A 12892-nucleotide genomic window follows, 5' to 3' on the forward strand; every position below is an offset into this window, starting at 1 on the left:
CCGAGGAGGACCGCCAGCGCCGCGAGGCGGTGGAGAGCCGCAACCAGGCCGAGGGCGACCACCACGCTGGCCGCGTGCGGCAACGACGCCGACGAGCAGGCCGGCGGCTCTGCCAGTACGGCGGCCGCCGGGTTCCCGGTCACGTTGAAGAACACCTTCGGTGAGACGACCATCACCAAGAAGCCGGAGCGGATCGTCACGCTCGGCTGGAACGCGCAGGACGTGGTCTACGCGCTCGGCGAGACGCCGGTCGGGATGCCCAAGGTGACCTACGGCCCGACCGCGGCCGGCGTCACCGCGTGGGACGCCGGCAAGTTCGACCCCGCGAAGACCCAGTTGCTCGACACCGGTGACAAGTACCCGTTCGAAAAGATCGCGGCGCTGAAGCCGGACGTGATCCTGGCGCCGTACGAGGGCTTCGACGAGGCGACGTACAAGACCCTGTCCGGGATCGCGCCGACGGTCGCGTACCCGGGCGCGCCGTGGCAGACCACCTGGCAGGACCAGACCCTGCTGGTCGGTGAGGCGCTCGGCAAGAAGGCCGACGCGGAGAAGCTGATCAGTGGCATCCAGGACAAGATCAAGCAGGTCGCGACCGATCACCCCGAGTTCAAGGGCAAGACGATCACGGTCGGCTCGTTCGGCGCCGAGAACTACGTGTACATGCCGGGTGACCCGCGGGTGCAGATCCTGAACGAGATGGGTTTCAAGAACGCGCCGGGGGTCGAGGCCCTGGAGAAGACGAACACCAAGAGGGAGTTCTCGCTGGCCATCAGTAAGGAGAAGGTGGCCGATGTGGACGCCGACGTACTGGTCGCGTACGTCGACGGCCTCGGAGCGCAGAAGTTCCTGGCCGACCCGGTCTACTCCTCGCTCGGCGCGGTGAAGCGGGGCAGCGCGTACGCCATGGAGGACCAGCAGGTCATCTCCGGGATGAGCGCGGTCAGCGTGCTGAGCGTCCCGTGGGTGCTGGACAAGACCATCCCGAACCTGGCCAAGGCTGCCGAGGCGGCCGGCTGACGCAGGCCGCCCTCCACTGACTTACTGGGGGGCTACTACTCGGCCGGCGGCGGCGTCGGCGAGTAGTGGTTCTCGGTCAGCACCGGGATGTAGGTGGTGATCGGGCCGGCCTGGCCGAACGTGATCACCACGTTGATCATCTGGCCCGGCTTGCCCCCGGTGACGGAGATGCCCTTGCTGGAGTCTCCGCCCGGCGTCTCGGTCGGGTCCGCCGACGGCGTCTCCGTAGGGGTCGCGCTCGCCGTCGCTTCGCCTGCCGCCGGCGGCAGCATGGTCGACGTACCGGCCTTCAGGTCGATGGGCGCGAACTTGCTGAACGTGACCTGGCCCGGCTGGTCGCCGCCGGCCTGGCCGTCCTGCGTGCCGGGCGGGGCCTGCTCGATCTTGACCAGGGTGTCGTCGGTGCTGCCGTCGTTGACGATCGCGCTGTGCAGCTCGCCCTTGCCGTCCGCGGTGGCCAGCACCAGCATGTTGCGGACCTTGATCGAGCCGGAGTCGGCGTTGGTGCCCTCGGCGGCCTGGTACGGCTTCGCGGTCTGGGCGCCGAAGTTCGCGCCGCACGCCGCCAGCGCGATACTGAGAGTGGCGGCGGCACCGGCCAGCGCGGTACGCCGGACAAACCGCGAGGACAACGTGATCGGCACTGGAATCCCTCTTCTGCAAGCTGTTCGACGCCGTCAGGCAGCAGCCTCCGGCGCAGGAAAGCGTAGCCGGGGGCTGCTCCGGCCCCGACGGCGGGATGCCCGTCACGGGGTGTGGCGGCGGTGTCCCCGGCAACCATTCACGCGCGCACGAGGCACGGCGGACAGCGTTTGTCAAGGCACGAATAGGCCTCTGACCAGCGCAAACGCCGAAACCGGACCACCCAGCACGTGGTAAGATGGATCTCGGAAAGGGGCACGTGACATATGACTTTCACAGTCGGCGAGACGGTTGTTTACCCCAATCACGGAGCGGCCGTCATCGAGGACATCGAGACCCGTCAGATCAAAGGTGAGGACAAGACCTATCTGGTCTTGAGGATCGTCGCTCAGAACGACCTGGTCGTCCGGGTCCCCGCGTGCAACCTCGATCTCGTCGGCGTGCGTGACGTCGTGGATCAGGCTGGCCTGGAGCGCGTCTTCGACGTGCTGCGCGCACCGCACACGGAGGAGCCGACCAACTGGTCGCGTCGCTACAAGGCGAACCTGGAGAAGCTGCACTCCGGTGACGTGATGAAGGTGGCAGAGGTCGTCCGCGATCTGTGGCGCCGTGAGCGTGACCGCGGTCTCTCCGCCGGTGAGAAGCGGATGCTGGCGAAGGCACGTCAGATTCTGGTCTCCGAGCTGGCCCTGGCCGAGCACACCAATGAGGACAAGGCGGAAGCTATCCTCGATGAGGTTCTCGCTTCCTGACTTCGGTCAGATCGCGTCGCATGAGCACTGCGGCCATCATCCCGGCGGCCGGACTGGGACTGCGACTCGGTGGTGAGAACTACAAAGCATTTCGAGAGGTCGGTGGCGATTCGCTGCTGGTCCACGCCGTTCGTGGACTGAAGGCAGCGACCGCCGCCGACCTCGTCTGTCTTGTCGTCGCCGTTCCGCCCGGGTTCGAGGAATCGGTGGCCAAGGAACTCGAGCCGTACGCCGGTGATGCCCGGCTGCTTGTGGTCCCGGGCGGCGCGGAACGCCCCGACTCGGTCCGGGCGGCCCTGGACGTGGTCCCGACCGAGGGCATCGACTGCATCCTGGTCCATGACGCGGCCCGCGCATTCGTCCCGGCCGAGGTGGTCGAGCGGGTGGTCGCGGCGGTTCGTGGCGGCGCACCGGCCGTCGTACCGGCGGTGCCGGTGACGGACACGATCAAGCGGGTGTCGCCGACGGGCGAGGTGGTCGACACGCCCGACCGCTCGACTTTGGTCGCCGTACAGACTCCGCAGGGCTTCGAGCCCGGCGTACTGCGTCGTGCGCATGCCGCCGGCATCGATGGGGCGACCGACGACGCGATGATGTGTGAGCGGCTCGGGGTGCCGGTGATGACGGTCGAGGGCTCGCAGGACGCGTTCAAGGTGACACGGCCGCAGGACCTGTTGCTGGCCGAGGCACTGCTGGCGGAGAGGCGGCTCGGGTGAAGATCCCACGGGTCGGCAACGGCATCGACGTACACCCCCTGGAGGAAGGCCGCCCGATGTGGCTGGCCGGCCTGCACTGGCCGGAGGAGACGGCTGGGCTCGCGGGTCACTCCGACGGCGACGCGGCCGCGCACGCGATCTGCACGGCGTTGCTGAGTGCGGCCCGGCTGGGCGACCTGGGGTCGAACTTCGGTACGGCCGAGCCCGAGTGGGCCGGCGCGTCCGGGATCACCCTGCTGACCGAGGCGGCGCGGCGGGTGCGAGCCGCCGGGTTCGAGATCGGCAACGTGACGGTCCAGATCGTCTGCAACCGGCCCCGCATCGGACCCCGCCGCGAGGAGGCGGAGAAGGTGTTGAGCGCCGGCTGCGATGCCGAGGTGTCCGTGAGCGCGGCAACCACCGACGGCCTTGGGTTCACCGGCCGCGGCGAAGGCATCACGGCCTTCGCTACTGCCCTTATCTACTGACCGGCTCGGTCGAGAACCGGGCTGCCCGCGGATCGAGTTCGTCGCCCATCACCTGCGTCAGCAGGCCGTACAGCTCCGGTCGGCGACCGCGCATCCACCGCTGTCCGGTTGCCAATGGCACCAGATCCAGGTCGAGGTCCGCGGTCACCACGGCCTCGTCCGGTACCGGGGTCTCGGCAACGATCCGGCCGTACGGATCCAGGATCATCGAGTTGCCGGTCCGCAGTTCGTCGTCGTCCCGCCCGACACCGTTGCTGAACAGCAGGAACAGCCCGTTGTCGTGCGCCCGCGCCGGCAGCCAGCGCATCAGCCACTCGCGGCCGCTAGGCCCGTTGAACGCGGCCTCGACAGCCGCCGGATCCTGCTTCCTGTTCTCCCACACCTCCACCGGGATCGGCTTCATTCCATACGGGCTGCGCGAGTTGGTCCCGCCGGTCTGATGTGGCGCGATCAGGACGGTTGCTCCGAGCAACGCGGTGATCCGGACGTTCTCGACCAGGTTGTTGTCCCAGCAGATCAGCACCCCCGCCCGGAAGCCCCACGGCGTGTCGAAGACCGTGTACGACGATCCGCTCGCGATCTCCTCGTGCTCGAACGCATGCAGCTTCCGGTGCACGTGGACGTCGCCGTTGGGGAGGCAGACGGCGTACGAGTTGAACAGCTTGTCGTCAGCAGCTTCCAGGAAGCCGACGCCGAGGCCGGCCTCCAACTCCTGAGCCAGGGCAGCGATCCAGCTGACCAGCGGTCCGTCGGCGGCCTCGGCCAGCTCGTGCAGCCGCTCGGCGGAATGGTTGCGGAGGTGCCAGTAGCCGAGCAGACACATCTCCGGGAGTACGACGAGCTGGGCGCCGTCGGCGACCGCCTCCCGGGCCAGGCCCTCGACGGTGGCGAGGTTGGCCGCGGGCTGGTCCGGGACCGGCTCGAACTGGACGACGGCGCTGCGGAAGAGGGTCATGCGCCCATCGAAACGCCGATTGATCCATGACGTCCAATAGCGATTGGTCGACATTCCATATCCTGAGGTTATGGATCTCCGATTGCTCCGGACCTTTGTCACGGTGGCACGGCTGCGGAACTTCGGGGCCGCGGCCGACGAGTTGGCGACCAGTCAGCCGGCGCTGACCAAGCAGATCCAGGTCCTGGAGCGGAGGGTCGGATCCGTCCTGTTCACTCGCGGTAGGCACGGCGCCCGGCTGACGCCGGCCGGCGAGTTGTTGTTACCCGACGCACTCGAACTGCTCGAACGATCCGAGGCCTTCGACCGGCGCGCCGTACAGGTCGCAGCGGGTGACGAGGGATCGCTGGCGATCGGATTCGGGCTCTCCGCGATCGACCTCGCGCCACGAGCCGTCGCCTTGTTCCGCAGTCGATGGCCGGGAGTGTCGATCTCCCTCGACGACATGTCCTCGGCGGTGCAATGCGAACGCCTGCTCGCCGGCAGCCTCCAGATCGGCTTCGTCCGGCTGCCGGTCCCGGCCGGCCTCGAACGCCTCCGGCTCCGCAGGGACCGGCTCGCCCTGGCCCTCCCGGTCGGTCAGGACGTACCTCGCGACGTCGGGCGCTGGCTGGACGACCGTCCGCTGGTCCGCCTCACGCCGTCCCGGGGTCCCGGCCTGACCGCCCAGATCAACGGCCTGTACGCCGAACTCGGTTGCCATCCGCAAGTGCTTCAGGAGGCCGCCGACCTGCAGACGGTGCTCGCTCTCACGGCCGCCGGTGCCGGGCCCTCCGTCGTACCGCAGTCCGCCGAACGGATCGCCCCACCGGAGCTCCGCCTGACCCCGCTCCCCGGCCGGGCCGCGTCGTGGTGGATCGGCGCCGCTTGGTCCACTCGGACACCGCTCACAGAACGCTTCCTGAAGGCCGCGGCAGAGGTCGCTCGCGCCTAGCTCGCCTAGCTCCTGGCTAACGCCGCCGTGGGAGTTCGTAGGTGTCGAGCCAGGCGGCGAACAGTTCCAGGAGCGCTGTTTCGTCGGGGCTGAACGTCGCGGCCAGGCTGATGAAGTCGTCGGTGGTCACCGAGCCGTGGCGGTACGTCCTGGTCCAGGTCCGGAGCAGGTTGAAGAACGCGTCGTCGCCGAGATGCTTGCGCAGGGCATGCAAGGTCATCGCGCCGCGCTTGTAGAGCCGGTCGTCGAACATCATCTCCGGCCCGGGATCCGACAGCATCAGGTCCGCAGACAGGCCCCTCATCCGGGTGTACGCCTTGGACACCTGCTGGTCGGCGGTCAGGCCGCCGGACGCCTCCGACCACAGCCACTCGGCGTAACAGGCGAAGCCTTCGTTGAGCCAGATGTGCTGCCAGGTCGAGGGAGTCAGGCTGTTGCCGAACCACTGGTGGGCGAGTTCGTGCGCGACCAGCCGCTCGGACGTCCGTCGGCCGTCCACGTGATTGCTGCCGAAGACCGAGATGCCCTGTGCCTCCAGCGGAATCTCCAGGTCGTCGTCCGTGACCACGACCGTGTAGCCCTCGAACGGGTACGGCCCGAACTGCCGGCAGAACAGCTTCATCATCTCCTGCTGCCGGCCGAAGTCCGTCCTGAACTCCCGCAGCTGCGCGGCCGGCAGCACCGCCCGGGTCGGCACCGGTGACGCGGCCAGGTCGAGGACGTCGTACCGGCCGATCTGGACCGTCGCCAGGTACGTCGCCATCGGCGCGGCCTGGTCGAACACCCAGGTCGTGCGGCTCGCCTTCACCCGGCGTGACACGAGCCGGCCGTTCGCGACCACCTGGTACGGCGAGTCGGTGGTCACCGTGATCCGGTAGTGGGCCTTGTCGCCGGGGTGGTCGTTGCACGGGAACCAGGTGGCCGCGCCGCTCGGCTGGCTCGCCACGATCACGCCCTCGGTGAGTTCCTCCCACCCGAGTTCACCCCAGGGGCTGTCCTCCGGCTTGGGGTTGCCGGCGTACTGGACGTCGACGACGAACTCGGCGCCGTCCATGATCGCGGCCTGCGGCGTCACATGTAGCTTGCCGGCGCGGTGGATGTAGCGGGCGGCCCGGCGGCCGTTGACCGACACCTTCGCGACCCGCAGACCGGAGAGGTCGAACGTCAACCGGGACAGCGCCTGGTTGGCGACCGCGGTGATCGTCGCCTTGCCGCTCAGCCGGTTGCTGTTGACCCGGTAATCGAGGTCGAGCTCGTACGACTCCACGTGGTAGCCGCCGTTGCCGTGGGAGGGCACGTAGGGATCGCCTGCCGTCGACGCTCCGGGCTGCCCTGTCGTGCGGGCAACCATCAGCCCTGCCAGGGGGCGATCGGGTTCCCGGCCCAGCGCGTCCCGGCCGGCACACCTTCACCACGCATCACCAGAGACACCGGACCGATGGTAGCCCCCGCGCCCACCGTCGCGGCCGGCAGGACGATGCCGTGCGGCCCGAGGGTGGCGCCTGGTCCGAAGGTGACTGTGCTCATGGAGAGAACTCGATCATGAAAAAGGTGCGTCTGCAGCACGCAGCCGCGATTCACCGTGGCGCCGTCGCCCAGGGTGACCAGATCCGCTTCCGGCAACCAGTACGTCTCGCACCAGACGCCCTTGCCGATCTTGGCCCCGAGGGACCGCAGCCAGAGCGCGAGGACCGGCGTACCCGCGGCCGCGTTCGCGAACCAGGGCGCCGCGACCAGCTCGACGAAGCTGTCCACGACCTCGTTGCGCCAGACGAACGAGCTCCACAGCGGGTACTCCACCGCGCGGGTCCGGCCGACGATCAGCCACTTGGCGACCGTCGCCATCCCGCCCGCCACCGCGCCGGCGGCGAGGATCACCGCGCCGGACAGCAGCAACGTCGCCCACGGGCCGATCCACAGATCCATCGCCTGCAGCGCGAACAGCACACCGAGTGCGATCAGCACCGTGCACATCATCGGCACGAACCGGCACAGCTCGACCAGCGCCCGGGCGACCTTCAACCGCGTCGGCGGGTTGAAGGTGCGGCTCTGGTCGCCCTCGACGGCCTGCCGGCGTAGCTTCACCGGCGGCGAACCGAGCCACGACGTACCCGCCTTGGACTTCTTCGGCGCCGCCGACAGGACCGCGACCAGGCCGTTCTTCGGCACCGAGCGGCCCGGCGCGGTCATCCCGGAGTTCCCGAGGAAGGCACGCTTGCCGACCTTCGCGCCGGCCACGTGCAGCCAGCCGCCGCCCAGCTCGTACGACGCGATCATCGTGTCGTCGGCCAGGAACGCACCCTCACCGACCGTCGTCATCTTCGGCAGCAGCAGCACGGTCGAGGCCTCGACGTCCCGGCCGATCTTGGCGCCCAGCGCGCGCAACCACCACGGCGTCAGGAGGCTCGCGTACAGCGGGAACAGGAGGGTCCGGGCCGAGTCCAGCAGCCGCTCGGTCGCCCACACCTGCCACCCGATCCGGCTGCGTACCGGGTAATGGCCCGGCTTGATGCCGATGCCGAGCAGCCGTACGCCGATCAGTGTCAGCAGAGCCAGCGTGACGAATCCGACCAGCGTCATCAGCGGGATGGCGGACAGGGCCTTGAGCGCTGCCGCTTGCAGTGTTTCGGTTCCTCGGAGGGCGCGACCCAGTACGACGATCGCCGCGGCGGCAGCGGCCACCGGGATCAACGACATCACCGCGGACTGAGCGCCGTACGCGAGAACCCACCACGGCGCGCGGGCGGGGCGGTGGTCCGGCCAGGGATGCCGGGCGCGGCCGACGCGGGTGGCGGGCGAGCCGGACCAGCGCTCATTCGGGGGGACTTTGCCGGAGACGGCGGAACCGGCGGCGATCTCGGCGTTCCGGCCGATCTCGGCACCGGGCAGCAGTGTGCTGCGGGAGCCGACGACCGCCTCGGCGCCGATGCTGATCGCGCCGACGTGGAGTTGGTCGCCGTCGGTCCAGTAACCGGCCAGGTCCACCTCGGGCTCGACCGATGCGCCGCGGCCCATCGTGAGCATGCCGGTGACCGGTGGGAGCGTGTGCAGGTCGACGCCGCGGCCGATCTTCGCGCCGAGTGCGCGGGCGTAGTACGCGATCCAGGGTGCGCCGGCGAGGTTGGCCGCACCGGCGGCGTCGGAGAGGTTCTCGGCCGCCCAGAGCCGGACGTGGACGCTGCCGCCGCGTGGGTAGGTGCCGGGTTTCACGCCGCGCAGGAGCAGGCGGGCACCGACGACGGCGATGCTCATCCGCCCGGCCGGGGTGATCAGGATCAGCCAGCCGGCCAGGATCCACCACCAGGAAACCGTCCGGAGCCAAGGCAGCGGGCCGACCAACTCGGCGAGCAGGTTGTTCAGCGTGAACAGGTAGACCAGCCACCGGACGCCGACGACGGTCTGGAGCACCAGGGTCAGCGCGGTCTGGAGCAGCTGGGTGGACTTCGGCGTCGGCCTGATCTCGCGGACCTCGACCGGGCCGGTGATCAGGACGGTCGACTCGTCGAGCCGATCGGCCAGGGCGCCTAATCGCGGGTACTCGTAGATGTCGGCGACGGTCACATCGGGGTAGCGCTCACGCAGCGCCGACACGAGCTGCGCTGCGGCGAGACTGCCGCCGCCGTGCAGGAAGAAGTCATTGTCCGGGCCGGTGACCTTGGCGCCGAGGACCTTCGTCCAGCGCTCGGCCAGCCAGCCGGCGGTGCCGTCGAGCATGGCGGGCGGGCCGTCGGAGTCCATGCCGGGCAGCGGCCAGGGGAGGGCGTTGCGGTCGACTTTCCCCGACGTTCTGGTGGGGAGTGTGTCGACGATCGCCAGCAGCGGTACGAGCGCCGCGGGGAGAGCTTCACGGAGCCGCTCGGTCGCCTTGGCTTGGTCGAACGTGTCCGGGTCCTCGGGTACGACGTACCCAACGAGCAACTGGTTACCGGCGGCACTTGCGCGGACCGCGGCTGCGGCGCCGGTGACATGAGGTAGCGCTTGGAGCGCGGCGTCGACCTCGCCGAGCTCGATCCGGCGGCCGCCTAGCTTGATCTGCTCGTCGGCGCGACCCTGGAAGAGGAGGCCCTCGGGTTCGTAGCGGACGAGGTCGCCGCTGCGGTACGCGCGGTCCCAGCCGAGGGTCGGCATCGGGGCGAACTTCTCGGTATCCTTGACCGGGTCCAGGTACCGGGCCAGGCCGACGCCGCCGATGATCAGCTCGCCGATGCCGCCTTCCGGTATTTCGTTGCCTTCGGCATCTACGACGGCGAGATCCCAGCCGTCCAGGGGGAGTCCGATCCGGACCGGGCCCTCGCCGGTCAGCTGTGCGCCGCAGGCGACAACGGTTGCTTCGGTCGGGCCGTACGTGTTCCAGACCTCCCGGCCGTCGACGGCGAGCCGCTCCGCGAGCTCGGGCGGGCAGGCCTCACCGCCGAAGATCAGCAGCCGGACCTGGTCCAGCGCGTCGGCCGGCCAGAGTGCTGCCAGGGTCGGCACGGTCGAGACGATAGTGATGCCCTGGGCAACCAACCATGGGCCGAGGTCCATGCCGCTGCGGACCAGCGACCGCGGCGCCGGCACCAGGCACGCACCGTGACGCCAGGCCAGCCACATCTCCTCGCAGGACGCGTCGAACGCGACCGACAGGCCGGCGAGTACGCGGTCGTCGGGGCCGATCGGCTCCTGCTGGAGGAACAGCCGTGCCTCCGCATCCACGAACGCGGCCGCCGAACGGTGTGTGACCGCGACGCCCTTCGGTACGCCGGTCGAGCCCGACGTGAAGATGATCCACGCGTCGTCCTCTGGTCGCGGACCGTCGTGATGCGGTCGCCGGGCGTCCGTCGTACCGGGGGAATCCATCCGGGCGCTGTAGGGGTAGTCGAAGTAGCCGTCGGCGTTCTCGTTGTCCGGGATGGGGCCAGGCTGCGGGCGCAGTACGGTCAGCTCGAGATCGTCGGCGACGGTCGCGGCGACCGCGGCCTCGCCGAAGACCAGGTCTGCGCGTTCGTCCGGGTCGTCTGCGTCGACCGGGACGTACGCCGCGCCTGCCTGCAGGGTGCCGAGGATGGCGACGTACAGGTCATTGTGACCGGACGAGATTCGTACGCCGACGCGATCGCCCGGGCCGATGCCCGCCGCGGTCAGACGTCCGGCGAACTTGGTGACCTGGGCCAGCAGTTCGCGGTAGCTCAGGCTCACGCTGCCGTCATCAAGCGCCGGCTCATCGGCGTACTTGTCGGCCGTGTCCTGCAGCACCCCCACCAACGTTCGCGCGGGCGCCGCCAGCTCACCGCGTCGCAACGTCACGGCCGGATAATACGCCGCATAGTTAACAATCCCCGCATTCCAACCAACCACCAGACACCCACTCCGCAACCACCCAACTCTTCGTGAAACCTCTACGCCCACAAGCCATCCGATGTAACCAAGTACCCGCGGGCTGCTGCGGTTGTGGTGACAGGTGATCACCCCTCGGCCTCGGGTGTGGCTACTCGGTGGGTGCCTGTGGGGGTTACGTGGAAGGTAAAGCCGTTGGGGGTGGTCCATTCCACGGTGGTTTGGTCGAGGCGGCGTACGTTCCAGTTGCTATGGGTCTTGATGCGGTGATGGCGTCGGCCGAGTGGAGCGAGGTTGTCGGTGCTGGTTTGGCCGGGTGGGCCGGCGGGGTTATAGGGCTGGATGTGGTCGAGGTCGATGGTGTGGGTGGTTTCGCGGCCGCCGTAGGGGAAGAGCTCGATGGGGTGGGTGAGCTTGACGCGTTCGCGGATTCGGGTGGGGATCTCGTAGGCGTCGACGCTGATGCTGTCGTTGAGGTCGATGACGGGCTTGACGGTGTACGGGGCGTGGCCGATGAGTTCGGTGAGCTGGTCGGCGATCATCGGGCCGAGGTTTTCGACGCGGAGGATGCCGGTGCCTGTGGCGAGGGTGTGGTCGGTGAGGTGGATGTAGATCTGGGTGTGTGCGGGGCGTAGCCGAGTGCGGGCAGGGTTGAGTGCGGCACCGGTTCGCGTGGCTGTGTCGGTGCCTCGTCTCGTGTGGGCGGTCTGTCTGATGTGGGCTAGGCGGGCATCGAGCGCGCGCTGAGCTTCGGCGTCGAGGGGCTCGCCGAGCTCGGTAGTGGTTGGGGTGGGCCAAGTGGGGTCGACCGGCGGGCGCCGGGGTGGAGTGTCGAGCGGGTCGGGGAGGTTGCCGGAGCTGGGGTGGGCTGCGTCGCGGTCGGCCTCGTCGTCGGGGCCCGGTTCGTCTGGGTCGGGACCGCTCAGATCAAGCACGCGGCCGTCAGCAGATCCGGCCGGATGCTCGCCCAGGTCGAGTCCGTCGCGAACTGGTTCGTGCCGGCGTGAACCGTCCCGCCCGCGTCCGTGGCCGGCGCTGGGTCCGCCCAGGCGAAGGTCACCGGAGCGAAGCTCCGTGGGGCGGAGTTCGGTGGGGACAGGTTCGCCCGGGACCGCGTTGTTGTACGGGCCAACAGGAGTGTCCGGCGTGTTCGTCCTGGGCCTGTTGTCGGTGCCGGGTTCATCGCCGGGCTCTGGTTCAGTCGGGTTGGCGGTGAGAGGGGTGGGTGTGCATTCGCGGGCCTGGAGGAGGAGCTCGGCGGTGTAGTGGGGGTCGGCGATGATGCCGATGGCCTTGGCGCGGCGGCTAGCGAGGGTGGTGGTGTCGCCGAGGATGCGGAGGGCGTCGGCGATGCTTGTGATGGTGGCGTCGAAGCGGATGATGTCGCCAGTGGCGGCGCGTACGTAGAGGGTTTTGGTGCCGTGGTCGTCGGAATGGCCGACGTACACGCCGCGTTCGCGGGCCTTCTCTTCGGCGGCGGCGCGGGCGCCGACGGGGTCGACGTGCCACTGGGCGGCCTTGATGATCTTGTCCAGCCGGTAGGGGGTGACGGTGTCGACGATCGGGGCGAGCCGCCGGTCGACCATCGCCGCGGCCTCGAGCGAGAGGTCCTCGCACGCGGTGGCGATCTTGGCGGCGCGCCAGGGAGTGGCGTCGCCGGATTGGACGCGGGCCCAGATGAACGGGAACCGATGCCGCAGCGCGAGGGCCTGCCCGATGTAGCCGGCGGCGGCGCCGGTCGACATCCCCAGGACGGCGCCGAACTCGGCGGGGGCGAACTCGGTGATCTCGGGGCAGCCGTCGCCGCCGAGCACGATGCTGCGTTCGCGGCCTTCGCAGTCATGGAGCCCGGGGCGAGGTGGGCTGGTGGTGGGGTGATGGTGGTCGGCGAAATGCTGGGCGTGTTCGAGGAGGCGGGCTTCGAGACGGTTGATCTCGGCGCGGTGCTGCGCGGCCGACTCCAGCAGGTCGGCCGTCGGCAGCGCGGACAGGTCATCGTCGAACATGTGTTCTAGTTTAGACCCTGCGCAAGCCTCGATCAGATGCTGGAATCCCTTATCCACAAGGGGAAACGTCACACTCAAGAACCA

General features: G+C 69.2%; 10 protein-coding genes. 5 read left to right on the forward strand and 5 right to left on the reverse strand.

Features of this window, described 5'->3' with window-relative positions:
- The first annotated feature begins 144 nt into the window (after positions 1-144).
- On the forward strand, positions 145-1020 hold the full coding sequence (locus tag AB0I34_RS32830; RefSeq protein WP_360452630.1) for an iron-siderophore ABC transporter substrate-binding protein: 876 nt from the start codon (positions 145-147) through the stop codon (positions 1018-1020).
- A gap of 35 nt (positions 1021-1055) precedes the next feature.
- On the opposite strand, the gene AB0I34_RS32835 is transcribed toward AB0I34_RS32830, so the two are convergent.
- Positions 1056-1664 (reverse strand): hypothetical protein, encoded by a 609-nt coding sequence (locus AB0I34_RS32835; protein ID WP_360452632.1) that lies wholly within the window; start codon positions 1662-1664, stop codon positions 1056-1058.
- A gap of 264 nt (positions 1665-1928) precedes the next feature.
- Between AB0I34_RS32835 and AB0I34_RS32840 the strand changes: the two genes are divergently transcribed.
- Genes AB0I34_RS32840 through ispF form a run of 3 tightly spaced genes read left to right on the forward strand, consistent with a single transcriptional unit; the run spans position 1929 to position 3597 of the window.
- Positions 1929-2414: a CarD family transcriptional regulator gene (locus tag AB0I34_RS32840; RefSeq protein ID WP_012918679.1), complete on the forward strand. Its 486-nt coding sequence runs from the start codon at positions 1929-1931 to the stop codon at positions 2412-2414.
- Between the two features lie 20 nt (positions 2415-2434).
- Positions 2435-3130 (forward strand): 2-C-methyl-D-erythritol 4-phosphate cytidylyltransferase, encoded by a 696-nt coding sequence (ispD, locus tag AB0I34_RS32845; RefSeq protein ID WP_360452634.1) that lies wholly within the window; start codon positions 2435-2437, stop codon positions 3128-3130.
- Positions 3131-3186: 56 nt separating this feature from the next.
- Positions 3187-3597: a 2-C-methyl-D-erythritol 2,4-cyclodiphosphate synthase gene (ispF, locus tag AB0I34_RS32850; protein ID WP_360452792.1), complete on the forward strand. Its 411-nt coding sequence runs from the start codon at positions 3187-3189 to the stop codon at positions 3595-3597.
- Here the strand turns inward: ispF and AB0I34_RS32855 are convergent.
- Positions 3587-4552, reverse strand: coding sequence for a nitrilase family protein (locus tag AB0I34_RS32855; protein WP_360452636.1), 966 nt, complete (start codon positions 4550-4552; stop codon positions 3587-3589). The two genes, ispF and AB0I34_RS32855, sit on opposite strands and share 11 nt — an antisense overlap.
- 70 nt (positions 4553-4622) lie before the next feature.
- Between AB0I34_RS32855 and AB0I34_RS32860 the strand changes: the two genes are divergently transcribed.
- Complete coding sequence (locus AB0I34_RS32860) at positions 4623-5486, forward strand: LysR family transcriptional regulator (RefSeq protein WP_360452637.1); 864 nt, start codon at positions 4623-4625, stop codon at positions 5484-5486.
- Between the two features lie 16 nt (positions 5487-5502).
- On the opposite strand, the gene AB0I34_RS32865 is transcribed toward AB0I34_RS32860, so the two are convergent.
- From AB0I34_RS32865 to AB0I34_RS32875, 3 genes are all read right to left on the reverse strand, one after another.
- Positions 5503-6837 (reverse strand): M1 family metallopeptidase, encoded by a 1335-nt coding sequence (locus AB0I34_RS32865; protein ID WP_360452639.1) that lies wholly within the window; start codon positions 6835-6837, stop codon positions 5503-5505.
- Positions 6837-10772, reverse strand: a complete 3936-nt coding sequence (locus AB0I34_RS32870) for a Pls/PosA family non-ribosomal peptide synthetase (RefSeq protein ID WP_360452641.1) — start codon at positions 10770-10772, stop codon at positions 6837-6839. The genes AB0I34_RS32865 and AB0I34_RS32870 overlap by 1 nt, the downstream gene beginning before the upstream one ends.
- A gap of 158 nt (positions 10773-10930) precedes the next feature.
- Positions 10931-12865: an HNH endonuclease signature motif containing protein gene (locus AB0I34_RS32875; protein WP_360452643.1), complete on the reverse strand. Its 1935-nt coding sequence runs from the start codon at positions 12863-12865 to the stop codon at positions 10931-10933.
- Positions 12866-12892: the final 27 nt, after the last annotated feature.

Source organism: Kribbella sp. NPDC050281, from assembly GCF_040655855.1.
In the GTDB taxonomy this organism is placed as follows: domain Bacteria; phylum Actinomycetota; class Actinomycetes; order Propionibacteriales; family Kribbellaceae; genus Kribbella.